We start from the raw sequence: 22,714 nt of genomic DNA on the forward strand, positions 1-22,714 counted from the left end.
ATGTCGCCCCTATATACGAAAAATGTGGACTTGGACGGCCGTTACAGAACCGGTACGTCTAGTTGATCATGAAGTCCTAGAATGGATTTCTGCGTCCCACACCAGCGTGAAGGGGTGGACCATGCGGAGCGCACTCAGATACCTGTTCCTCGCGATCACCGTCGTCGCATTGGCGGCATTCGGATCCGGAGCGGCAATCGCCACAACGATTCTGAAACCCGGTGCCGACGCGGTCGCGACGATTACCCCGTCGACAGGCCAGGAAGTCGGCATCGCGGCACCGGTGACCATTCGATTCGCCAACCCGGTCACCAACCGCGACCGAGCCGAAGGACTGGTCGATATTCGAGCCACCGAACCGCTGCCCGGCGCATTCTCGTGGTCGAGTGATCGTGAATTGATTTGGACGCCAACGAGTTTCCTGCCCGCGCGAGCGCCGATCTCGGTGCAGGTCGGTAACGCGCGCACGGAGTTCCGCACCAATGCGGGCGTGGTGGCCGACGCCGACATGTCGGCGCATACCTTTACCGTGAGCGTCGGCGGTGCGGTCGCGCGGTCGGTGCCCGCATCGATGGGCAAGCCCGGCTACGAGACACCGACCGGTACCTTCCCGATACTGGAAAAGTTCCGTTCGGTCGTCTTCGACTCGCGCACCATCGGAATCCCGCTGAGCTCGCCCGAGGGCTATGTCATCAATGGCGAGTACGCCGAACGACTCACCTGGGGTGGCGTTTTCGTGCACTCCGCGCCGTGGTCGGTGGATTCGCAGGGCCACGCCAATGTCAGCCACGGCTGCATCAACCTGGCTCCCGATGACGCCGCCTGGTACTACGAGACCGTCGGCGTCGGCGATCCGGTCACCGTGCACTGGTGAGCCGTAGACAATCGGTTTCCTTCGCGACACCTCGCCTCATTTTCGTCACGCGCAGCAAACCTGGCAGTATCCTGCCGGGGTTGATACAACTGCGGGACACACGTGATCGTATGACCTGATGAAGGTAGGGCGATGGATCGACCGGATATGACCTCGCGGGCGAATTCGGACCCGCAGCCGGGCGCTGCGCCACAACAACCGCTCGGTGCGCCGAGGGCATACCAGACACCGACACCGCCGAACCCGTTCCACCGGATCGGCTTCACCGAAGACGATGCGCCGACCGGGCCGATACCGCGGATCCCGATCGAGGGCGCACCCATCGACACCGGCCCATTACGGCGCGTTCCGATCGATCGTGCCGCAACACCATCCGGCCCGCTGCCCAGAGTTCCGGTCGACACGGCGCCGACGAATACGGACCCGTTCCGGCGCATTCGCGGCCAACAAGGTCCCGGCGGTCAGGCTCCGAATCCCCAGGGCCCCAGGCAAACCGGACCGATACCACGGATTCCACGCCAGGAAATTCCCGCGCCCCCGGCACAGGTTCCGTACGTCTCGACGCACCAGGCGCCGACCGTACCGGACGGCCAGCAGTCGCTGATGTTGCCGGAACCGGTTCGTCAGGCGCCGATCACCCGGAACCCGAGCCCGCCCACGCCCGCCGCACCGCGTCCGCCCGCCCCCCAAGATCCGAATTGGCATACGCCTGTTCCGCACGAGCCGCCGCTGCGGGCTCCGCTTCAGCGAGATCCGATGCGCCAGAACCCGATTCGGGCCTTCCACGCAGAAGCCGCCCGACACGATCCGAACCATTACGCACCCGGGAGACACGAGCAGAACCCGATCGACAGCGAATTCACCCGACAGGAACTCGACTATCGAGGTGAATGGTCCGAGTGGGTCGAGGAACCTGCCGAGGAGCCGAAACCGCCTGCGCCGGACTACTTCCGGCACGAGGCGGCCTTGGCGGCCATGATCGATCGGTCCGGACGGAATCGGTCGAAGCGCCGGTGGATGCCGGTACTGGTCGGATCGGTCGCGGCGGCCGGACTGCTCGTGGTGGCGTTCGTGCAAATTCGGCCGGACCCGCAACCGGCGACGGTGGCCTCGTCCACGCCCAGCCAGGTCGCGGTCTCCGGGTCCACGTCCGCTGCGGAGTGCCGGGCCGAGCGGGTCGGGGACACCATCACGGGCAACGGTGCGGGCGGGCTGGATTCCGGACCGGGCGTCATCTTCGCGTTCCAGTACGCGTACTACGTCACCCGATCCGGTGCGGCGACCCGGGAGTTCGTGGCACCCAACGCATCCGTCTCCCCCGCCGGGACGATTCAACAGGGCATCGACGGCATTCCGGCCGGTACCACCCACTGCATCAGCATTACGCCCGGGGCATCCGTCGGCCAGTACCTTGTGCAGGTGACCGAGTATCGGCCCGATTCGACATCGATCACGTACAAACCCCAGATCGTCACGACGGCGCGCGTCGGTAACCAGACGCTCATCACCGGAATCGGCGCGGCCTGACCGTCACACCGCCGAATTCCACGGCACCAGTACGATTTTCCCGCGGACGCGCCCGGATTCGCTCAGGTGATGGGCCTTGACCACCTCGGCCATCGGCAGCACCTGATCGATCTGCACGCGCAACCGGCCCGCCTCGAACAGCGCGGCCAGCTCGCGGAGATCGCGACCGGACGGATCGACATACAGTCGCTGGTACCTCGGGTCGTGCTCGGCATCGTTGCCCTGGGCGTCGATCAGGCGACCATCCGCGGCGAGTACCCGCAGCGAACGCGACCCGTAGTCACCACCGACGAGATCGAAAACGACATCGACCTCATGCACTGTGTCCGCGAAATCGCTTGTCGTGTAATCGATCGCCTCGTCAGCGCCGATTTCCCGCAGGAATTCATGGTTGGCGGCGCGGGCCGTGCCGATCACATACGCGCCGCGGTCCTTCGCGATCTGCACCGCTAAATGTCCGACACCACCTGCCGCCGCATGCACCAGCACGCGTTGTCCGGCAACGACTTCGGTGAGCCCCTGCCATGCGGTCAGCACCGCCGTCGGCACACCCGCGGCGTGGATGTGATCCAGCATCGCCGGTTTCGGTGCGAGGAAATCCGCCTGCGCCACAACATATTCCGCATAGCCGCCGGACCGGGTGAACACCATGCCGTAGACCTCGTCGCCGACCCGGAATTGCTCGACACCGGCGCCAACCTGCTCGACGATCCCGGACACATCGAAACCGAGGGTGAACGGCGGATCCCCGAGTTTGCGCACCAGTCCGGACCGCAGCTTCCAGTCCGCCGCATTCATACCGGTGGCGGCTACCCGCACCAGCACCTCGCCGGGACCGGCGCTCGGCCGATCGACCTCGACGATTTCCAGAACCTCGGGACCACCGAATCGTTGTTGCGTGATTGCGAGCATGCCACTGATTCTGCGGTCGCCTAGTATCCGAGGGAAAGAAGGCACTTCAATGATCCCGAGGTACCCGATGTATACCGTTGTCGACTGGTCCGACTCCGACAACCTGGTCAAGAGCTATCTGACGAACTGCCCGGCGCGCGAAGTGCTGACGGTGCTCGCCGACAAATGGGTGCTCCTGGTCCTGGGCGTCCTGCGCATGGCGGGCGGGCCGGTGCGCTTCAACGATCTGCGCCGTCGACTCGACGGCATCACCCAGAAGATGCTCACCCGCACCCTGCGCAACCTCGAGCGCGACGGACTGGTCCGCCGTGCGGTCTACCCGACCGTGCCGCCGCGTGTGGAGTACTCGCTGACCGATCTGGGTGCCAGCCTCGGCGAGCTCAGTCATGCGATGGGCGTCTGGTCGGTGCGGCACCACAGCGAAATCCTCGCCGCCCGTGCGGAATTCGACACGCGCACCGACCCGGAACCCGTCTGAACGCCCATTGCCGGGGCCCGGCTCAGGCAGCGTGCAGGAGGTCGCCGCCGGATGCCAGGGCGGCGTAGCGGCCCTCGGAGTCCATGAGTTCGCGGTGGGTGCCGCGTTCGATGATGTGGCCCTGGTCGAGTACGACGATCTGGTCGGCGTCGCGGATGGTGGAGAGCCGGTGCGCGATGGTGATGGTGGTTCGGCCTTCGGACAGCGCGTCGATGGCGGCCTGTACCTCCTGCTCGGTCCGGTTGTCCAGTGCGCTGGTGGCCTCGTCGAGCACCAGGATCGGGGGATTGCGCAGGATCACCCGTGCCACTGCCAGACGCTGCTTCTCACCGCCGGAGAACCGATAACCGCGCTCCCCGACCAGCGTGTCGTAGCCGTCCGGCAGGCTCGCGATATGGTCGTGGATCTGCGCGGCCCGTGCCGCGGCGTACAACTCCTCGTCGGTCGCATCGGGTTTGGCGAAGCGCAGATTGTCCGCGACCGAAGCATGGAACAGGTAGGTCTCCTGCGAGACCACACCGACGGCGGCGGCGAGATCGGCAAACGACAAGTCCCGCACATCGATTCCGTCGATCGCGACCCGTCCGGATGTCACATCGTAGAGTCGCGCCACCAGGTAGCCGAGCGTGGTTTTGCCCGAACCGGTTTCGCCGACGATGGCCAGACTCGACCCAGCGGGCACGGTGATGTCGATGTCCTGCAACACATCCCGCGTCCCGGAGCCATAGGTGAAGCCGACGTGCTCGAAGCGGACCGCGCCCTCGACACCCGAATCCGGCACCGGCACCGGCGTTCTCGGCTCCTCGATATCCGGCTTCAGGTCCAGGTATTCGAAGATCCGGCCGAACAGCGACATGGAGCTCTGCACCTCCACACCGGTGTACAGCAGCTGCACCATCGGCCGCAGCAGGCTCGTCTGCAAGGTCGTGAAGGCGACCAGCGTGCCGATCGACACCAGCGGATGTCCCGCCGCCACGGTCACTCCCGCCGCCCAGTAGACGATCGCGGGCATGGCCGCCATGACGATCTGAATCGTCGACTGCCGCCACCGACCGGCCATGCCGGATCGGATCTCCAGGTCCACCAGCCCGCGCGACTCCTTCGCGAAATCTTCGACCAGTGCGGGTGAGCGGCCCATTGTGCGCCCGAGCAGAATGCCGCTCACCGATAGCGATTCCTCCACGATCGCCGACATGCCCGCCAGTTTCTGCTGCCGCTGCGCGGTGATCTTCCTGCGTTCGTCGCCGACGCGCCGACTGATCCAGACGAAGAGCGGCAGCATGATCAGCGAGACCACGGTGAGCCGCCAGTCCAGGGCGATCATGGCGATCACCGAGGCGGTCACAGTGGTGAAGTTCGAGACCAGTGAGGTCGCGGTCGAAGTGACCGTCGATTGCATGCCGCCGATGTCGTTCGCGATCCGCGACTGCACCTCACCGGTGCGGGTAGTCGTGAAGAACGACAACGGCATTCGCTGCAATTGCGCGTACACCGCGGCGCGCAGATCATGCATGACCTCTTGGCCGACCGCGGTCGAGATGTAGGTCTGGAGAACACCGAAGATGCTCGTTAGTGCGGCGACCGCGACCATGCCCGCCGCAAGCGCGGTCAGCAGACCGGTGCGGCCGTGTGGCAGAGCGTCATCGAGGATGCCGCGCAACATGAACGGCGAGGCCAGCGCGACCAGCGACGATAATCCGACGAGCGCGGCGACCAGCGCCAGGCGTGCGCGATACGGACGAAAAAGCCGGACGATCCGGCGAAGTTGATGTGGGGGCTGCATAGGCGCCTCCTTCCGAGGACTACGTCATGAAACTGAGCATGACTCATAATTGTTCCCGAAACAATGAGTTATGCTCAACAAATGGAAAGCGCGCTCGACCCCGATCTTCCCGAGCTGTTCCTGCGCACCGCCAAACGCATCCGCCGCAACCAGATCGCTCGACTCGCTCCACTGGGCATTACCCCCGCTCAGGCCCGCGCACTCCGCATTCTCGGCCACCACGACGGACCCCTGCGAATGGCCGCCCTCGCCGATCACCTCGGCATCGTGCCGCGCTCGGCCACCACCGTCGTCGATGCGCTGGAGACTGCGGACTTGGTCTCACGCGCACCCGACCCGACCAACCGCCGCTCAACTCTGGTGACGCTGACCGACTCCGGCAGGGCCGCACTCTCGCAGATGGCCGCGGCTCGGCGCGCGGCCGCCGAGCAGGTCTTCGCCAGCCTCAGCGCCGCACAACGCACAACGCTCCGCGATTTGCTCGCCGCACTCGACGCGGAGGCACCGGTCGGCGCATCCGCCGGGACGAACACCTCGCTGACGCCGCCCCAGAGCTGAACGGGGACATGATGATGGTTCGCCATCGCTACTGGAGAATCCACCCCGGCAGCGTCCGAAATATCAGGCGGGGTGGCTGTTTTCGGCGGCGCTTACCACGTGGCGCATGAGGAGGGCGGTGGTTACGGGGCCGATGCCGCCGGGGACGGGGCTGAGGGCGGAGGCTTTGCCGCGGACGGTTTCCGCGTCTACGTCGCCGACGATTTTGCCGTCGGGGGCTTCGTTGGTGCCTACGTCGATCACGATGGCGCCCTCGCGGACGTGTTTACCGGTGACCAGGCCGATGCGGCCCGCCGCGGCTACGACGATATCGGCGGCGGAGGTGACGGCGGGGAGGTCGGTGGTGCGGGAATGGCAGATGGTGACGGTCGCGTTTTCGGCGAGCAGAAGTTGGGCAAGGGGCTTGCCGACGATATTGGAGCGGCCGACGACGGCGACATGCCGCCCGGCGAGCGGGATTTCGTGATGCTTCAGTAGTTCGACGACGGCCTCGGAGGTGGCGGGGACGAAACCGTCGAGGCCGGAGGCGAGCAGGCCCAGCGAGAGCGGGCTGACGCCGTCGACATCCTTGCCTGCGACGATCGCGGAGCTGACATCGTCGAGGGTGATACCGGCGGGCAGCGGGGTCTGCAGCATGATCGCGTCGATGGCGGTGTCCGCGCTGCGGGCGGTGAGTTCGTCGCGGATCCGCTCGATGCTCGCGTCGGCGCCGAGTTCGATGGTGTCGCAGGCGATTCCGAGGCGTTCGGCGGCCTTGCGCAGCGAGTTCACGTACCACGCGCTGGCTGGATCGTCATTGGCCACGATCAGGGCAAGGCGCGGCGCGGTTCCGCTCGCGGTGAGCGCGGCCGCGCGCTGCTTGGTGTCGGCGTTGACGGCGGCGGCGAGTTCCTTGCCGGACAGCGAAACGGTATCCACGCTGTCACACCTTATCGGCTGCACCGCGCGGCCGGTTCCGCTGGTCACCCTGCGTGCCGCCCGGTTTGCCCGAATACCGGTAGCGACGCCTGGCAATTACCCGAATATGGCCGCTACCAGTCGTATCGTGATGATGCTTGCCCACGGCTAACTGTCAGCTGACCTACCGAGAACCCCGTTTCACGCGTGGAAAGGTGTCGACTGTAGTGAAGATCTCGAGGCATTGGAAACTATGGGTCGCGACCGTGTTCGCGACCGCGACCATCACCGGACTATCCGGCGCACCCGCCATCGCGGCGCCGGAAACCGACGCCCTCTACAACTCCGCCCAGCGTGCCTTCACCGACGGCGACGATGCCGCCGGACGCGCCGAGCTCCGCCAGCTGATCGCCGCCGACCCGGCCGATGCCGAGGCCCTGTCGCTGCAGGCGATCTGGTCGCATTACGCCGATGACCTGCCCGCCATGGCTGAAGCGCTGGCCCGCCTGGCCGCCGTCGACCCGGCAATGGCCCAGGGCACCAATAATGTGCTCGGCGCGATCGGTGCCGCGGTCGGCACCCTGCCGAATCCGCTGCCCGCGATCGTCGGACCGCAGACCGGAATCGTGGTGCTCGGCTACGGCCTGCTCCCGGATGGTTCGCTGCGCCCCGAACTGGTGAACCGGCTGACCGCGGCCTGGTTGCAGGCGGTCGCCTCGCCACTGTCACCGATTGTCGTCACCGGCGGTAATCCACAGAACGGAATTACCGAGGCCGAGGCCATGCGGGCCTGGCTGGTCGGCAAGGGGCTGCCGGCATCCCGGATCAATGTCGAGAGCCGGGCCGGATCGACGGTGCAGAACGCACTGTCCAGCACCAAGATGCTGCGCGATATCGGCGCGAACAGCGCGGTCGTGGTCACCTCCCCGAACCATATCCGGCGCGCGGTCGCCGATTTCATTGTCGCGGGCACCCAGGTGGTCGGGGCGACCACCTCACTCGAGCAGCTGGTGTCGCAGTTGCCGCCGCCCGCCAGGCAGGCGCAACGCGGCATCTACCTGGACGCCACGCGGACATTCCAGCTCGCCACCGCACGCTGAGCGAGGAAGGTCTGGGCGTGCACTTTCGGCGCCGAAGCCGGGGGGCAATCGGCGAATCCGGACAAATGTGCACGCTCGGACCCAACGGAGCCCGCCGACACGGCACGATATCCCGGTGGCATCAACCGGAGATGTGGTCGCGCAACTGCGCGCAGCGGGCTGTGTATTCGCCGAGGACGAGGCGCGGTTGCTCACCGCCGCCGCCACGGAGACGGGTGCCGATCTCACGGAGTTGGTCGCGCAACGGGTGTCCGGAACCCCGCTGGAATATCTGCTGGGCTGGACCGAATTCCATGGCATCCGAATCGCGGTCGTCCCGGGCGTGTTCGTACCGCGCCAGCGCACCGCCTTCCTCGTCGACCAGGCCGCCGAACTCGCCCGCGCCATGCCCGCGCGCCCTATCGTCGTCGATATATGTTGCGGCTCAGGCGCATTGGGTCTGGCGCTGGCAAAAACCCTTGCCGCCGAAGGCCACCCGATAGAACTCGCCGCCACCGATATCGACGCCACGGCGGTCGAATGCGCCCGCCGCAACCTTACTCCGATCGGCGCGCCCGTCTACGAAGGCGACCTCTTCGAGCCGCTCCCCCGTGAATTGTGCGGCCGCATCAATATCCTGCTCGCCAACACCCCGTACGTGCCATCGCAGATGATCGCCAGGATGCCGCCCGAGGCGCGCGATTACGAACCGCGCACCGCCCTCGACGGCGGCCCCGACGGCCTCGACATCTTCCGCCGCGTCGTCGCGGCCGCCCGCAGCTGGCTCGCGCCGGGCGGCCATCTGCTGGTCGAATCCACCGAAGCCCAGGCCCTGCCATCGATCGGCGTCCTCACCGCGCACGGCTTCATCGGGCGCATCGCCGAATCGGAGGAGCTCTATTCCACCGTCGTCATCGGCACCAAGCCGATTATGTGACCCAGATCACCACGCAGTACCGATGAACTGGGCACAGCCGCTCGGTCTATTCGGATGACCCATCCGAAAGGCGGCGCGCACCATGACTTCCGACGAGATCCAGCTGTGGACAAAGACCGAGCGCCTCGCACTCGCGGATTTCCTCGACGATCTCGAAGACCACGAGTGGGCCGGTCGATCACTGTGCGGCGACTGGACAGTGCACGAGGTCCTCGCCCATGTGACGCTGTCGAACCGCGTCACGCTCGGACAAACGCTGCTGGGTGTGCTCCGCGCCCGCGGCGATTGGAACCGGATGACCGCCGATCTCGCCCGCGAGCGCGCTGCCCGATACACCCCCGCCGAACTCATTGCCCAACTGCGCGAGTCGGCGGGTTCGACCCGACGGGCCCCGGGCGCCGGTCCGCTCGATCCGCTGGCCGACACCATCGTCCACGGCCAGGACATCGCACGACCGCTCGGACGCGTGCGGGAAGTACCGACGAAACCCGGTGTCGCCGCCCTCGATCACATCATCGGCAGTCGCTTCTACGATGCGCACCGACGCCTGCGCGGGATCCGGCTGACGGCCATCGATGCCGACTGGTCGGCGGGCGAGGGTCCCGACGAGGTCCGCGGCCTGCTCAGCGATCTGCTGCTGGTATCGACGGGCCGCGCCGCCGGACTGTCCGGGCTGGCCGGATCCGGTGTCGCGCGGCTCACCACGACATTCTGAGGGCAACTACTTCTTGCGCCCGGTGAACTGGTCCATCGAGTGGTACACACCAACCGAATTCAGGAACAGATCGCGCAGCTTGATCGGCAGCAGCCCGGAGATCGCCTTGTTGAGCCTCGAGGTCCACGGCAGGATCAGCAGCGGGGTGCCCGCCTTCATCTCCCGCCACGAGGTATCGACGACATCGTCCTGTTCCAGAATCGGCGTGAACAGGAAACCCTTTGCGCCATCGAACATTCCGGTATTGATGTAGGTCGGACAGACCGTGGTGACCCGCACGTGGTCGTGCCCCGCCTGTTCCAGCTCGATGCGCACCGAATCCGACCAGCCGAGTGCCGCCCATTTCGAGGCCGCGTACACGCTCATGCGCGGATTGGAAACCAGACCCGCCGAGGACGCGATGGTCATGACGCGCGCCGCACCCGCGCCGCGCACCATGGCGGGCAGGAATTCGAGCGTAATATACATCGGCGCAAGGGAATTGATCGCCATCGTCTTATCGATATCGGCGCGATCGGCAGTCTCCCAGAAGTAGCTGTTGCCGCGCACGATGCCCGCATTGTTGATCAGGATGTCGATATCGCCGACGTCGGCGCGCACCGCCGCCGCGGCCTCGCTGATGGCCTCTTGCGCGGATACGTCGACCACATAGTGGTGAATGGCGACACCGCGACCGGACAACTCGACCGCGGTCTCCTTCAGCGCGGATTCGTTGATATCCCACAGCACCACCGCAGCCGCGCCCTCACGCACCGCACGTTCGGCGAACCGCTTGCCCAGGCCCATTGCCGCGCCCGTGACCAGGACTTTCTTATCGGCTACCGTGTCCAGTTTCATTCGTCCTCATCCTGATTTCTTCGTGAAACAGCTTCTAGCGCAATTACTTCGAGCGCATTACTTGCCAATTACTTTTGACGCCAATTCACTTCTGACGCAGCGCCTTCATAATGCCGAAGTACAGCGTCATCGTCTTCGCCCACAGTTCCTCGGACATGCCGGGCAGCGGCGCGATCGGGATCATCCGCTGTACCGCGATCGTCTGCGTGTCGATGTACTTCAACAATCCTTCGGGACCGTGCCGACGCCCGGTACCGGAAATGCCGAGCCCACCCGATGGCGCATCCGCGCTACCCCAGGCCGCGATGAAGCCTTCGTTGACATTCACCGAACCCGCATTGATGCGCGCGGCTACCCGACGACCTCGATCGACATCCTTGGTCCAGACACTCGCGTTGAGTCCGTACGCGGTGTCGTTGGCCTGCTCGACCGCCTCGTCGTCGCTGCCGACCCGATAGATCGAGACCACGGGCCCGAAGGTCTCCTCGCGATACACCGTCATCCCGGGCCGCACTCCGGCCAGCGCGGTCGGCTCGTAGAAGTACGGTCCGAGATCGGGACGAGCCCTACCGCCCGCGAGCACCTTCGCCCCCTTCGCGACGGCATCGTCGACATGCGCGGTGACGGTGTCCAGCTGGCGCTGGAACGTCAAAGAGCCCATATCGCTGGCGTAATCGAGCGCACCGCCCAATTCGATCGCCCGCACATGCTCGATGAATTCGCCGACGAACTGGTCATAGACCTTGTCGTGCACATAGATTCGCTCCATCGACTCGCACAGCTGCCCCGCCGAGGCGAAGCAGGCCCGAATCGCGATCTTGGCGGCCCTGGACACATCCGCATCCGCGAGCACCAGCAGCGGATTCTTGCCACCGAGTTCGAGCGAATAGCCGATGAGCCGCTCCCCGGCCTGCTGCGCGATGGTCCGGCCGGTCGCACTGGAGCCGGTGTAGTCGACATAGTCGGCGCGCGCGATCACCTCACCGCCGATCGCCGAACCACGGCCGAGCACCGCCTGCCAGAGTCCGCGCGGCAGCCCGGCGCGTTCAGCGGCATCGATGGCCCACAGTGCCGTCAGCGCGGTCTGGTTATCCGGACGCGCGACCACGGCATTTCCGGCAACCAATGCGGGCAGTGCATCGGAGACGGCCAGGGCAAGCGGATAGTTCCACGGCGAAATCACCGCGACCACACCCTTGGGCCGATGCCGCACATCGACCTGGGTCAGTACCGGCAGCACACCGCGCGGCTTGCGGGTGGCCAACAGCTTGTTCGCGACCGACGCGTAGTACCTGGCATTGACCGCGACATCCCCGACCTCATCGAAGGCGTGTGCCCGCGACTTACCGGTCTCGGTCTGCACGATGTCGAGAATGGTGTGCTGTTCGGCCAGCACGATGTCGTGGAATCTCCGCAGCACGGCGACCCGCTCGCGGACCGAGCGGCGCGCCCACTCCCGCTGCGCGGTGCGCGCGGTCGCGAAGGCGGTCTCGATATCGCGTGTCGAGGACTGCGGCAGATCCGCGATCTTGCGCCCGGTCGCGGGCGCGAACACCTCGACCGCGGGGGCACCGCCCGCGATCGCGTGATCTAGCAGGGGATGCACCAGGGTCGCTGGCAGGGCCGTCGGTTCGGTCAGCTGGCGGGCGGTCGTCATTGTCGGCCCTCTCCTGGGTCGGGCGCCTGTGCTGGACGAGGCGGTAAGCCGAGTTCAGCTATTTCCTGAACACTAGTGTTAGATTAATGCCGGTGCCACACCTCGTGTCAAGCTGTCGGGTGTGGCGCACAGACGGGGCAGGCTTCTAGTTGTGAGGCATCACCATGTCCACTGACACTTCCCAGACCAATGGCGCGGCCCGCCGCGGCCGACCACCGCAGACCCAGGAGCAGGCCGAGGAGGTCCGCGCCCGCATCGTGCTCGCCACCGCGGCGGTTTTCACCCGCGGCGGCTCGCGCGGACTCAGCGTCGCCCAGATCATCGAACAGGCCGGACTGGCACGGCCCACCTTCTATCGCTATTTCGGCAATGCCACCGAACCGCTGCACGTCGTCCTGGAGGCATCCAACGACGGCCTCGTCGACGGCATCCGCACGGCGCTGACCGGTCCGGACGAGCCCGTCGAACTCGGCATCCGCCTCATCGACGCCTACCTCGGCTGGGCCCGCGGACACGGGGCGATGCTGCGCCCGCTGTTCGCCGAACTGCACGATCCAGCCTCACCGGTATCGGCCTATCGGGAAAGGGCACTCGACGATATCCGCGCGCTGGTGCGCGAGACGTTCACGGAATTGGGCCGCCCGGTCCCCTCGCCGCTGGATCTCGATGCGGCGCTGCATGTTTGCGAATATGTGGTCTATCGCATTTCGGCGGGTACCGCGCCCGGCGCCGAGCCGGACGCGGAAACCGTTGCCGCCGCGCGGCTCACCATGATCCGCGTGCTGCTCACCACGCTCGGCACCCGGGCCGACCTCGAATACGCCATGACACTGCCGGGTATCTTCCCGGCCGCGCGGTGAAGCTACAGATCGAGCTCGAGTTCGCCGCCGCGAGCACGCGATACGCAGGTGAGCATCGCGTTGGCGCGCTCGCCGGGCAGTAGCGCCCGGTCCCGGTGCTCGACCTCACCGGCGAGCACACTCGCCCGGCACGTCCCGCAGAAACCCTGCTGGCACGAGTAGGCGACACCGGGCACCGCCCGCCGGATCGCGGTCAGCGCGGACTCATCGGCCGCGACGTCCACCTCGGTTCCGCTGCGGCGCAATCGAATACGGAACGGCGCACCGTCGCTGACCGGCACCGCCGAGAAGCGCTCGGTATGCAGCGAGGCCGTCGGATCGTGCAACAGCAGCACCTTGCGCGCCGCTTCGGCCAGTGCCGGTGGTCCGCAGACATATACCGCGGCACCGGTCGGCGTCTGTTCGAAGATCATCCGTGGATCGGGCACCCCGTACTCGTCATCGGGGCGCACCACCACATCGCCACCGGTGAAATGGGCGAGTTCGTAGAGGAACGGCATCCGTGCCCGCGAGCGGCCGAAATACATGAGCCGCCATGGTATTCCGGCACGTTCGGCGGCGGTGACCATCGGCAGAATCGGCGTGATCCCGATACCGCCCGCCACGAAGAAATACTCCGGCGCGTCGATCAGCGGGAACGCATTGCGCGGGCCCCGCACCCACAGTCGGTCACCGACGCGCAGCTGTTCGTGGATCTCGCGGGAACCACCGTCCCCATCGGCGATGTAGCGCACCGCGATTCGGTAACAGCTGCGGTCCTCCGGATCACTGTTCAGCGAATACTGCCGCTGCCGACCCGAGGGCAGGAATACGTCGATATGGGCGCCCGGCGTCCAGGCGGGCAGGTCCGCGCCGCCTGGATCGCACAGGGTCAGGCTGACCACCTCGTCGGCCTCGGCCTCGATTCCCAAGATCGCCAGCTCGAAATCGTAACCGGTGCGCCGCACCGGCTGTGGCCGCGAAAGCAGCTGCGCCGCTTTCGCTTCGGTGAATACCCGCTTGTAGGTGTCCACCGCCGACGCGATCATCCGCAGCCCGGTGCCCGGCCGGAACTGCTCCTCCACGGCGGTCATGACTCACTCGCCCGGGCCGCCGGTGACTGCGCGAGGTAGCGCAGTGCGTTATCCATCGGACCGAGTTGGGAGGGATGGAATCCCGGCCGCAGGTACCGCGGAATCTCGGTCAAGAAGGTCGTGAAGCTCGGCACCACACCGCGCAATGACGCGCTGGCCAACTGCAGCGGCCACCACCGGCCCTTATTCGGCGACGGATCCCGTTGAAACAGGTAGGCACTCGAAATCACGAACAACGCGAGCAATCCCGAACTGGCGATCAGCGCCTGACGCGCCTTGCGGGCATAGCCTCCGTCGATATGCATGTAGGCGTCGTAGACGACGCTGCGGTGTTCGACCTCCTCGGCACCGTGCCAGCGGACCAGATCCAGCATGGCCGGATGCATCCCCTTGGCCGCCAATTTATCGTTGGTGAGCAGCCATTCGCCGATGACGGCGGTGTAGTGTTCCATCCCCGCGAACAGGGCGAGTCGCTCACAGAGCCATTCGTGTTTGGCCCGACCGGACAGTCCGTGGTCGCCGAGCAGCCGATCGATCAGCCAGGCGACGCGGTCCACCATCGGGGCGACCTCGAGTCCGAGGCGCTCCAATTGGTGGCGGGCCTTTTCATGCGAACCGGCGTGCATCGTCTCCTGACCGATGAAGCCGCGGACCTCTTCCCGCAATCGTTCGTCATCGATCAGCGGCAGCGCCTCGGCCAGCGCCTGCGCCATGGCCCGCTCGCCCTCGGGGAGCACCAGATGCATCACATTGATGATGTGGGTGGCCATGACTTCGCCGGGGATGTAGTGCATCGGCACCGAGTCGAAATCGAAGCTGACGTCGCGCGCGTTGATGGCATGAGCCTGATCGGCGTAAGCAGTGCCCATCTGATGGTCCTCACGTCTGGTCCCTGGACGATCAATGTATTGCCGACATCAAATGCTGTCAACATCACATGATGTCAACTTCCCGGCTATGGGAGGATCGAGCCATGAACGACGCCGTTTCCGATGGATCGATACCGGGGATGCGCCGCTGGCGCGGCACGCCCCCGGCCGACCGAATCGCCGCGCGCCGCGAACAGCTCGTCGAGGCCGCCATCGAGTTGATGGCCACGATCGGCGCCTCCGATATCTCCATGCGCGGGGTCTGCAGACAGGCCGGACTCACCGAGCGCTACTTCTACGAGAGCTTCCCAAGTCTGGACAAACTGCTCACCGCGGCATTGGAAACGGTCGTTCTCGGTGCGCAGGAACGCCTGCTCGCGGCGCTGGCCACCGCACCGCCCGAACCGGCGAAACTATTTCGCCACGCCATTTCGGCATTCACCGATTATCTGATCGAGGATCGCCGCCGCGGCCAGATCATGTTCGTCGAATCGCAGGCCACGCGGGTACTCGGCGACCGAGGCAATGAGCTCATCGAATTGTTCACGGCCCCGATCGCGCTCACGATCGGGTTGGGTGAGGATGGGCCACAAACCCCGCCGGACCAGTACGAGAACAGCCTCAACTCGAACGCCATCTTCGGCGCGATGGCATATATGTACCGCCCGTGGCTGGACGGCACCATCGATATTCCGCGCGAACGGTTCGACGATCATGCGACCAGCGTGCTGCGCAATATCGCGGCCGCACGGTCCTCCGAACCGCAGGAGGCGCACTGACCTGCCGTTACTGCGTGGAGACCGGATCCCGATCCCGCGCCCGTTCGAACACCATCGCACGATCGGTGATCTTGCCGTGACGCAGTGTGAACAGATCGCGTAGGTAATTCATACGTAGGCGCCACGGCGCCTTGGTGCCCTGGATCGGGAATTGACTCGCGGCGCGCTGGACATAGCCCGGATTGAAATTCAGGAATAGCGAGGCCGCACCGACAGACGGATCGCGCACCGGCGTGCAGCGGGCGTACCCATTATCGGACATGTGGCGTAGTAACCGAACGACGTACTCGCACACCAGGTCCGCCTTCAGCGTCCACGAGGCATTGGTGTATCCGATGATGTACGCGAAATTCGGCACATCCGACAGCATCATGGCCTTGTAGGCCATGTGGTCCGAGAGGTGCACCGGCTGTCCGTCGACGGCGAGTTCCATGCCGCCGAAGGCGAGCAGATTCAAACCCGTTGCGGTGATGATGATGTCGGCATCGAGGGTCGCGCCGGAGGCCAGGGCCAGACCCGTCTCGGTGAACGTCTCGACCTTATCGGTCACGATATCCAACTGCCCCTTGCGGATCGCGCGGAAGAAGTCGCCATTGGGCGCCAAGCACAGCCGCTGATCCCATGGATTGTAGGCCGGGGTGAAGTGCGTATCGATGTCGAAACCCTCGGGCAACCAACGCCGCTGCCATCCCTTGATCCGCTTACGCATGGATTGCGGATACCGTTGGCTCAGTTGATAAATCGCGGTGGCCAGCGCCACATTCTTGGCCCTGGCCACCGAGTAGGCGGCGCGGGCCGGTAGGAATTTGCGCGCCTTGACGGCGAGGTCGTCGCGTGCGGGTAAGGAGATGATGTAGCTGGGTGAGCGTTGCAGCATCGTCACGTGCGCACCCTGGTCGGTCAGTGCCGGGCCCAACGTCACCGCGGTCGCGCCGCTGCCGATCAGCACCACGCGTTTGCCCGCGACATCGAGATCGCGCGGCCAGTGCTGCGGGTGGATGATCGGCCCGGCGAAACGCTCGATACCGGCGAAATCCGGGGTGTAGCCCTCGTCGTAGCGGTAGTAACCGGAGCAGCAGAACAGGAATCCTGCTGTGAGAGTGAGGGTTTCGCCGGTATCGGTGCGTTCGGCGCGCACCGTCCACCGGTTGTTCCGCGACGACCATTCGGCGCCGACGACTCGATGATTGAAGCGGATATTGCGGTCGATACCGTTCTCGGCGGCGGTGGCGCGCACATAGTCGAGAATGTCCGCCCCGTCGGCGATCGACTTGTCACCCAGCCACGGACGGAAGCGGTAGCCGAGGGTGTACATATCGGAATCGGAGCGAATTCCCGGATAGCGGAATAGATCCCAGGTGCCGCCGATCGCGTCGCGGCTCTCCAGAATCGCATAGCTCTTTCCCGGGAAGGCCCGCCGCAGGTGATACGCCGCGCCTATGCCGGACAGTCCGGCACCGACAATGAGCACATCGACGTGCTCGCCAGCGGTCCGCATCGATCTCGTCCTCCGATATTCGACGGCGCGATTCGCACCGACTTCACCTCCAGCCTATCCGTTGCGGGTCGGTCGAGGCCCAGGCCTCCAGCGTCACCGATCTGTGTTTCGATGGAACCGTTTCGTCGGCGCGTGCGTCTCTATGAATCAGACGAGACCAGTGGAAGGGGCGACCGCTATGGCTGTTGACAACTCGTTCGGCGGGTATATCGCGGATGCGAAGACCGGGGCGCTGAAGGTGCGGATGGAACCGCAGGCGTTTCTCGATATCGACGCGGCCTGCCAGAGCCTCATCGACGAGCTGACAGTCGCGCAGCACGATGCCCGATTGCTCGGCGAGAAAGAGTCCTGGGGCCTCGGTGAGAACAATCCCCGGCTCACTTCCGCCATCGAACTGGTGAAGTTTTTCCGGGAGAAGGCCTTCGGCGGTCCGAACAATGCATATGACACCATCGGCGACTACATAGCGGTCGCTACTGAGATTCAGAGCCTGTTCAAGACCATCCGTGACACCTACGAGCAGACCGACGCCGAGTTCGCTCGTCAGCTTCGCCAGATCCGGATATGAGCCATTGCGCAATCGGCTTATCCCGCAACCGAATCGCCCATCTGCGCCCGCCACGCGCGCTCGACGCCGCGCATCAGCGCCGGATACACCAGCAGATAGCGGAACGGCAGGATCCCGGCCATATAGAGCTTGCCGAATCGGCCGTTGGGTTTGACCAGCACCGCCATCTGTCCGCGATAACCGCCGGTTCCGTCGCGCACCCAACCGATGTGCATCACGCCGTGCATGGTTCGGTTGGCGATCTCGGCGACCCATTCGGTGTCGGTCAGATAGACCGAGCGGAATAGTGCGCCCGCGAAGACCGGACCGGGTGCATCTCGCAGATCAGCAGGCAAGCGATCACACAGCGACGGCACCCGGGCCTCGATGCCCGCATCGGCCTTATCCCAGCCGAGAAGGGCACCGAGCTTCCAGCGGATCGCGAAGAGCGCCCGGTAGACGATGGAGAATTCACTCCCATTGTTGCCCGAGGCCACCTGCCGCACCAGCCGCGGAAAGTCGTCCGGACCGCCCGGGGTCGGCAATGCCCAGACATCCTCGACTCGAAAATCGGGCGCGATCTCGTGGATCCGCCATGGCCGCGAAGTGTGCTCGGAATTCGGTAGCCGCCTTGCCCCATCCATATCCGCGGCCGTCACCGGGACGCCAGTTTGAAGATCTGACGCGGGCGGCGTTCGCGCTCGTCGAAGGTGACGTCCACATCCGCCGCCGCGACGGTCGCGAAGGACGCCGCGAATGCCTCGTCGGACTCCCACTGTCCGGTGGAGACGACCGCGTCGTCACCATCGGTGCTCACCCAGCAGTCGGCGGACAGACATCCTGGCACCGATCGCAGCACCGCCGCGACATTGCGCACCCGGTTGACGAAATCGTCGAAATCCTCCGGTCGCGGATAGTGGAATGCGACGAATCCGACCGTCATGACGGTCCCCTCTCGTTGGCGAGGACACCGTTGCCCTCGCAATTCGCGGATATACCAACCGCTTTCAAATATACGGTACCGTATACATCGATCGTAGCCAGCGGTGCGGCGGTGTCAACACCGTCCGCGATACTGAAGGTATGGTTGCCGTCACTCGCACCCCACGAAGCAGCTGGATCGAACAGGGCCTGCTGGCGCTGGCGAGCGGCGGTCCCGATGCCGTCCGCATCGAGAGCCTCGCGCAGGCGCTCGGTGTCACGAAGGGGGGCTTTTACGGGCACTTCGCCGACCGCAACGCTCTGCTCGAGGAAATGCTCGATACCTGGGAGCGCGAGAGCACCGACGAGGTGCGTGCGCAGGTCGAGCACGAGGGCGGCGATCCACGCACCAAGATCCGGCGCGCGGGCCTGCTCACCTTCTCCGATGAACGGCTACCCATCGACCTCGCCGTGCGCGACTGGGCACGGCGGGACGCGGCAGTCGCCGAACGGCTACGTCGCGTCGACAACGACCGGATGGAGTACGCGCGCGAACTGTTCGGCAAGATCTGCTCGGATCCGGACGAAATCGAGGCCCGCGCGCTGCTCGCATTCTGTTTGGCGGTCGGCAAACATTTCCTCGCCGCCGACCACAACGAGCGCACCCGCCTCGAAGTAGTCGTCCGTGCCGCGGATCTACTGTTCGGTGACGCGCCGGAAAACTGAAACTACCTGCGGCGCAGTAGGACTCCGCGAATGAAGGCAGCCTGTCCGGCGTGCTGGATATCGTCGTCCACGACGCTGATCAGCCGTACTCCCAGGGTGACCGGCGGATCCCAGCGGATGTCGACGATCCGGGGCAGATCGGCGTCGGTGAGTCCGGAGACGTAGTCGATCGTCTGTGCGTGCACCGCGTCGTAATAGCCAAGCAGCAGTTCGGCCGAAATCCCGCCGAGTTCGGCGACCTCCGCGGCGCCGTGCCCGTAGCCGGTTGCCTCGTCGGCGAACGGCAGGTCGAACCGCTTGGCCCAGCCCGCCGCCGTCCACACCTGTGCCACATTCGCCACGTCCGCGATGTGGTCGTCCTGCACTCGAGTCAGATGCCAGATCAACCAGGCGATGGAGTTGGCGTCCGGATCGATCCGCGCCGCCAGCTCGTCCTGTGCGAGGTCCGCGACCGCGCCGTGCACATTCTCCCGCACCCGCCCGAAGGCATCGACCAACAACTCAGCGCTCGTCATGACCTCATGCAAGCACACAGTCACCGCCGATATTCCCGATCACGCCGTTATCGGCCCAGCGGCAGCAGGAATTCGGCCGATTCGAGGTCGAGCAGGGCTCGTTTGACGGGCAGTCCACCCGCGTAGCCGGTCAGCGATCCGTCGGCCCCGATTACCCGGTGGCACGGGAGCAGGATCAGCAGGCGGTTGCGGGCCAGCGCGCCGCCGATCTTGCGGGCGTCGGCGGGGCCGCGACCTAGTCGGCGGGTGAGGGCCCCGTATGTGATTGTTCGGCCATACCCCGTGGTCGCGTCGAGCGTCTGCAGGACCTCTCGATCGAACGCGCTCATATCCGTCGGGTCCATCGGTACCGTGAACTGCTGACGTTCGCCGGTGAGGTATTCGTCGAGCTGGTCTGCGGCGGTCTCGAGATGCTCACGCGCCGTGGCGTTTTCGCCGGTCGGCCCGATGGGCAGCTCGTCGGTGAACGCGACCGAGGTGACACCGGTCCGGTTTGCTTCTATCAGCAGGTTGCCAAGTGTCGAGCCGTGCACCAGTCGTGCGGTGGCGGTATCGGACATGATGTTGCTCCCTCTCTATCGAGCTTCATCAGGTAGACGCTCCTCGGTGCCGAAACGTGAGATCACCTGCCGTAGTGCAGTTTCCATGCGGCGTATGCGGTAGGCAGACAGACCGCGCACGGTCGGTAACCGGCGGCGATGGCGGTTTGTTCGTCGGCGAAGAACACACGGTGGGCGCGGTAGTGGCCGCGCACCAAGGCACGCAAGGCCGAAGGGCAGTCGAGGCGGCCGTAGAGTTTGCCGCGCCGGTGACCGCCGTATCGGCCCGGAGTAGGGCTGGCATACGGGCGGCCGTCGGCACCGGTCAGGGTGTACATCTCATTCGGCGTCGTGTAAGACCAGGCCCAGCGTGTGCCGGTGACCGCTGCGAATTCGACTGACGCCGTGTCGGATCGGGGCACGAGACCAACCGCGCGACGATGGCGTCGGCCGGTCTCGGGTGGTGAAGACGAGTGCGTGGCCCTGTTCCAGAATGGTGACCGTCGGCTTGGATTGAGCGCGGGGGCGTTGTTCGACCAAGAGGAATTCCCCGCCGGTGTGGTCGATGCCGGGGCGATCCAGGCCGATCACGACCTGCAGCGGGAAGACCAGCTCGCCGTAGAGGTCGCGGTGCAGGGCGTTCCAGTCACCTTCGCTGTAGCGCAACAGGATTGGCGTCGGCTTGGTTTGACCGGCGGCGTGGCAGGCGTCGAGCCAATCGTCGAAATCGTCGGGCCACGGCGTCGGGTCGCCGAGTCGGTCGGCCCAGGTGCGGGCGATGGGCAGCAATCTGCGGTAGAAGGCCCTGCGCAGCCGCATGATCGGTGCCGGGACCGGATCGGCGAAGTATCGGTAGGTGCCCTGACCGAATCGGTAGCGGGCCATATCGATCGTCGATCGAAAGCGGCCCAGATCGTCCCATATCGCGATGAATTCGGCACATTCGTCCGGCGTCAACAGCGGGCCGGTCTGGGCACAGCCGCAGGCGTCGATCTCCTCGGTCAGCGCGCTCCACTGCTGTGCTTCGACTCGTTCTTCCAGTGCGGCAAGGGTTTTCATGGCATCTCCTTTCACGCCGCTTCGAGCGTGAGCAGGGTGGTTTTCGCGATGACGCCACCGACGTACTGACCGATCGAACCGTCGCTGCGCACCACGCGGTGGCACGGGATGACCACCGGCAGCGGATTGTGCGCACAGGCCGAGCCGACCGCGCGGACCGCGCGCGGATTCCCGACCGCCGCGGCGACATCGGCATAGCTCTCGCGATGTCCGTAGCCGATATCGCTCAGATGCTCGATCACCTGGCGCCGGAATCCGACGGTCAACCGCAGATCGAGTGGCAAATCGAATTGTGTTCGCGCACCGGCGAAATACTCCTCGATCTCGCGGGCGGCGGCGTCGAGGCGGCCAGGGGCGGCCAGGATGCGCGGACTGATCCGCTCGGCGAGGGTGGCGAGTACGGTGTCGTGGTTCTCGTTGGGGTAGGCGACCCGTACCAGGCCCGCGGGGGTCGCCGCGAGCAGCAGGGTGCCAACCGGAGTGTCCAGCGTGCGGTAGGCGACGTCGAGCAGGCCCGCGGCCTGGGCGTCGGCGGCCAGCCGTCGACGCAATCGGGACAGGATCTCGGCGGAGTTCGGGGTCAGGCCGTCGAAGAGGCCGTCCGGATCCCGGTCGATAGTGGCCATCATGTTCGATCCTTCGGATAGAGCTTGCGCAATGTTTTGAGGCCGTCGGCGGCGGCGCGGCGGGCGGCATCGGTCGAATTGCCCAGCAGCTGGGCGATTTCGGCGTGTGGTAGCCCCGCCAGGTAGTGGTAGGCCACCGCTTGGCGCTGTTTGGTCGGCAACGCGGCGAGTGCGTCCCACAGGTCGGGGTCGTAATCGGCCGGGTCGGCATCGGGCGCCCTGCGTTCGGGCAGGGTTTCGGCGGGAACGGGTGCGCGGGTCAGTGCGCGCCCCACATCGATCGCGCGCCGGTGCGCGATGGTGACCAGCCATGCCTCGATATTCGTCTTCGGGTCGAGGTCCGGATAGGCCCGCAGCGCCGACAGAAAGGTCTCCGACCACGCATCGGCGGCATCGGTCGGACCGAGCACCGCCCGGCACACGCGCAGCACCATCGGGCCGTATTCGG

27 protein-coding genes are annotated in these 22,714 nt (G+C 65.7%); 11 read left to right on the top strand and 16 right to left on the bottom strand.

What is annotated here, in order from left to right; translation table 11 throughout:
- Window positions 1–121: 121 nt before the first annotated feature.
- On the top strand, window positions 122–874 hold the full coding sequence (locus NA5_RS22925) for a L,D-transpeptidase (protein WP_062989337.1): 753 nt from the start codon (window positions 122–124) through the stop codon (window positions 872–874).
- Between the two features lie 132 nt (window positions 875–1,006).
- Window positions 1,007–2,401, top strand: a complete 1,395-nt coding sequence (locus NA5_RS22930) for a DUF8176 domain-containing protein (RefSeq protein ID WP_062989339.1) — start codon at window positions 1,007–1,009, stop codon at window positions 2,399–2,401.
- 3 nt (window positions 2,402–2,404) lie between these two features.
- On the opposite strand, the gene NA5_RS22935 is transcribed toward NA5_RS22930, so the two are convergent.
- Window positions 2,405–3,313, bottom strand: coding sequence for an NADP-dependent oxidoreductase (locus tag NA5_RS22935; protein ID WP_062989341.1), 909 nt, complete (start codon window positions 3,311–3,313; stop codon window positions 2,405–2,407).
- A gap of 67 nt (window positions 3,314–3,380) precedes the next feature.
- Between NA5_RS22935 and NA5_RS22940 the strand changes: the two genes are divergently transcribed.
- Window positions 3,381–3,791, top strand: a complete 411-nt coding sequence (locus NA5_RS22940; RefSeq protein WP_062989342.1) for a winged helix-turn-helix transcriptional regulator — start codon at window positions 3,381–3,383, stop codon at window positions 3,789–3,791.
- A gap of 22 nt (window positions 3,792–3,813) precedes the next feature.
- On the opposite strand, the gene NA5_RS22945 is transcribed toward NA5_RS22940, so the two are convergent.
- Window positions 3,814–5,574 (bottom strand): ABC transporter ATP-binding protein, encoded by a 1,761-nt coding sequence (locus NA5_RS22945; RefSeq protein ID WP_062989344.1) that lies wholly within the window; start codon window positions 5,572–5,574, stop codon window positions 3,814–3,816.
- Between the two features lie 81 nt (window positions 5,575–5,655).
- Between NA5_RS22945 and NA5_RS22950 the strand changes: the two genes are divergently transcribed.
- Window positions 5,656–6,132: a MarR family winged helix-turn-helix transcriptional regulator gene (locus tag NA5_RS22950; protein ID WP_063813532.1), complete on the top strand. Its 477-nt coding sequence runs from the start codon at window positions 5,656–5,658 to the stop codon at window positions 6,130–6,132.
- Between the two features lie 63 nt (window positions 6,133–6,195).
- Here NA5_RS22950 and NA5_RS22955 read toward each other — a convergent pair whose 3' ends face one another.
- A complete protein-coding gene (locus tag NA5_RS22955; RefSeq protein ID WP_062989402.1) occupies window positions 6,196–7,050 on the bottom strand; it encodes a bifunctional 5,10-methylenetetrahydrofolate dehydrogenase/5,10-methenyltetrahydrofolate cyclohydrolase in 855 nt (284 codons plus the stop codon).
- Between the two features lie 206 nt (window positions 7,051–7,256).
- Between NA5_RS22955 and NA5_RS22960 the strand changes: the two genes are divergently transcribed.
- The 3 genes from NA5_RS22960 to NA5_RS22970 all read left to right on the top strand — a co-directional run bounded on the left by NA5_RS22960 (window position 7,257) and on the right by NA5_RS22970 (window position 9,760).
- Window positions 7,257–8,129, top strand: coding sequence for a YdcF family protein (locus NA5_RS22960; protein ID WP_084484357.1), 873 nt, complete (start codon window positions 7,257–7,259; stop codon window positions 8,127–8,129).
- A gap of 109 nt (window positions 8,130–8,238) precedes the next feature.
- A complete protein-coding gene (locus NA5_RS22965) occupies window positions 8,239–9,045 on the top strand; it encodes a putative protein N(5)-glutamine methyltransferase (protein ID WP_371856451.1) in 807 nt (268 codons plus the stop codon).
- Between the two features lie 82 nt (window positions 9,046–9,127).
- Window positions 9,128–9,760 carry a maleylpyruvate isomerase family mycothiol-dependent enzyme gene (locus NA5_RS22970; RefSeq protein WP_062989350.1) on the top strand — a complete coding sequence of 211 codons (633 nt, stop codon included), beginning with the start codon at window positions 9,128–9,130 and terminating at the stop codon, window positions 9,758–9,760.
- Between the two features lie 6 nt (window positions 9,761–9,766).
- Here the strand turns inward: NA5_RS22970 and NA5_RS22975 are convergent, their stop codons facing one another.
- Together NA5_RS22975 and NA5_RS22980 are read right to left on the bottom strand one after the other, a co-directional pair.
- Window positions 9,767–10,597, bottom strand: a complete 831-nt coding sequence (locus NA5_RS22975) for an SDR family oxidoreductase (RefSeq protein WP_062989351.1) — start codon at window positions 10,595–10,597, stop codon at window positions 9,767–9,769.
- An 85-nt stretch (window positions 10,598–10,682) separates the two neighbouring features.
- On the bottom strand, window positions 10,683–12,254 hold the full coding sequence (locus NA5_RS22980; RefSeq protein WP_062989353.1) for a succinic semialdehyde dehydrogenase: 1,572 nt from the start codon (window positions 12,252–12,254) through the stop codon (window positions 10,683–10,685).
- 164 nt (window positions 12,255–12,418) lie between these two features.
- On the opposite strand from NA5_RS22980, the gene NA5_RS22985 reads away from it, so the two are divergent.
- Entirely contained in the window at window positions 12,419–13,114 is a 696-nt protein-coding gene (locus NA5_RS22985) for a TetR/AcrR family transcriptional regulator (RefSeq protein WP_062989355.1), read from the top strand.
- A gap of 2 nt (window positions 13,115–13,116) precedes the next feature.
- On the opposite strand, the gene NA5_RS22990 is transcribed toward NA5_RS22985, so the two are convergent.
- Both NA5_RS22990 and NA5_RS22995 read right to left on the bottom strand, forming a co-directional pair.
- Window positions 13,117–14,187: a PDR/VanB family oxidoreductase gene (locus tag NA5_RS22990; RefSeq protein ID WP_062989357.1), complete on the bottom strand. Its 1,071-nt coding sequence runs from the start codon at window positions 14,185–14,187 to the stop codon at window positions 13,117–13,119.
- A complete protein-coding gene (locus NA5_RS22995) occupies window positions 14,184–15,056 on the bottom strand; it encodes a metal-dependent hydrolase (protein WP_062989358.1) in 873 nt (290 codons plus the stop codon). Before NA5_RS22995 ends, NA5_RS22990 begins: the two co-directional genes overlap by 4 nt.
- A 104-nt stretch (window positions 15,057–15,160) precedes the next feature.
- Here NA5_RS22995 and NA5_RS23000 point away from each other — a divergent pair, with 104 nt between their 5' ends.
- A complete protein-coding gene (locus NA5_RS23000) occupies window positions 15,161–15,835 on the top strand; it encodes a TetR/AcrR family transcriptional regulator (protein WP_062989360.1) in 675 nt (224 codons plus the stop codon).
- A 7-nt stretch (window positions 15,836–15,842) separates the two neighbouring features.
- Here NA5_RS23000 and NA5_RS23005 read toward each other — a convergent pair whose 3' ends face one another.
- Window positions 15,843–17,333 (bottom strand): flavin-containing monooxygenase, encoded by a 1,491-nt coding sequence (locus NA5_RS23005; protein WP_062989363.1) that lies wholly within the window; start codon window positions 17,331–17,333, stop codon window positions 15,843–15,845.
- A 178-nt stretch (window positions 17,334–17,511) separates the two neighbouring features.
- Here NA5_RS23005 and NA5_RS23010 point away from each other — a divergent pair, with 178 nt between their 5' ends.
- Window positions 17,512–17,901 carry a hypothetical protein gene (locus NA5_RS23010; RefSeq protein WP_062989365.1) on the top strand — a complete coding sequence of 130 codons (390 nt, stop codon included), beginning with the start codon at window positions 17,512–17,514 and terminating at the stop codon, window positions 17,899–17,901.
- 17 nt (window positions 17,902–17,918) lie between these two features.
- Here NA5_RS23010 and NA5_RS23015 read toward each other — a convergent pair whose 3' ends face one another.
- The gene (locus NA5_RS23015) at window positions 17,919–18,539 is read right to left on the bottom strand and encodes a DUF2867 domain-containing protein (protein ID WP_443093744.1); all 621 of its coding nucleotides are present in this window, start codon (window positions 18,537–18,539) and stop codon (window positions 17,919–17,921) included.
- The gene (locus NA5_RS23020) at window positions 18,536–18,823 is read right to left on the bottom strand and encodes an antibiotic biosynthesis monooxygenase family protein (RefSeq protein WP_062989367.1); all 288 of its coding nucleotides are present in this window, start codon (window positions 18,821–18,823) and stop codon (window positions 18,536–18,538) included. The genes NA5_RS23015 and NA5_RS23020 overlap by 4 nt, the downstream gene beginning before the upstream one ends.
- 140 nt (window positions 18,824–18,963) lie before the next feature.
- Here NA5_RS23020 and NA5_RS23025 point away from each other — a divergent pair, with 140 nt between their 5' ends.
- Window positions 18,964–19,527 carry a TetR/AcrR family transcriptional regulator gene (locus NA5_RS23025; protein WP_062989369.1) on the top strand — a complete coding sequence of 188 codons (564 nt, stop codon included), beginning with the start codon at window positions 18,964–18,966 and terminating at the stop codon, window positions 19,525–19,527.
- Between the two features lie 2 nt (window positions 19,528–19,529).
- On the opposite strand, the gene NA5_RS23030 is transcribed toward NA5_RS23025, so the two are convergent.
- From NA5_RS23030 to NA5_RS23055, 6 genes are all read right to left on the bottom strand, one after another.
- Complete coding sequence (locus NA5_RS23030) at window positions 19,530–20,042, bottom strand: mycothiol transferase (RefSeq protein WP_062989370.1); 513 nt, start codon at window positions 20,040–20,042, stop codon at window positions 19,530–19,532.
- Between the two features lie 47 nt (window positions 20,043–20,089).
- Complete coding sequence (locus tag NA5_RS23035) at window positions 20,090–20,602, bottom strand: methylated-DNA--[protein]-cysteine S-methyltransferase (RefSeq protein ID WP_062989372.1); 513 nt, start codon at window positions 20,600–20,602, stop codon at window positions 20,090–20,092.
- A gap of 62 nt (window positions 20,603–20,664) precedes the next feature.
- Window positions 20,665–20,919 carry an Ada metal-binding domain-containing protein gene (locus NA5_RS23040; RefSeq protein WP_062989374.1) on the bottom strand — a complete coding sequence of 85 codons (255 nt, stop codon included), beginning with the start codon at window positions 20,917–20,919 and terminating at the stop codon, window positions 20,665–20,667.
- 1 nt (window position 20,920) lies between these two features.
- On the bottom strand, window positions 20,921–21,640 hold the full coding sequence (locus NA5_RS23045; RefSeq protein WP_062989376.1) for a 2OG-Fe(II) oxygenase: 720 nt from the start codon (window positions 21,638–21,640) through the stop codon (window positions 20,921–20,923).
- Window positions 21,641–21,651: 11 nt separating this feature from the next.
- Window positions 21,652–22,266 carry a methylated-DNA--[protein]-cysteine S-methyltransferase gene (locus NA5_RS23050; protein ID WP_062989378.1) on the bottom strand — a complete coding sequence of 205 codons (615 nt, stop codon included), beginning with the start codon at window positions 22,264–22,266 and terminating at the stop codon, window positions 21,652–21,654.
- Window positions 22,266–22,700 carry an RNA polymerase sigma factor gene (locus tag NA5_RS23055; RefSeq protein WP_371856452.1) on the bottom strand — a complete coding sequence of 145 codons (435 nt, stop codon included), beginning with the start codon at window positions 22,698–22,700 and terminating at the stop codon, window positions 22,266–22,268. The genes NA5_RS23050 and NA5_RS23055 overlap by 1 nt, the downstream gene beginning before the upstream one ends.
- Between the last annotated feature and the right edge of the window lie 14 nt (window positions 22,701–22,714).

The sequence above is a fragment of the Nocardia anaemiae NBRC 100462 genome (assembly GCF_001612725.1).
Lineage (GTDB): Bacteria > Actinomycetota > Actinomycetes > Mycobacteriales > Mycobacteriaceae > Nocardia > Nocardia anaemiae.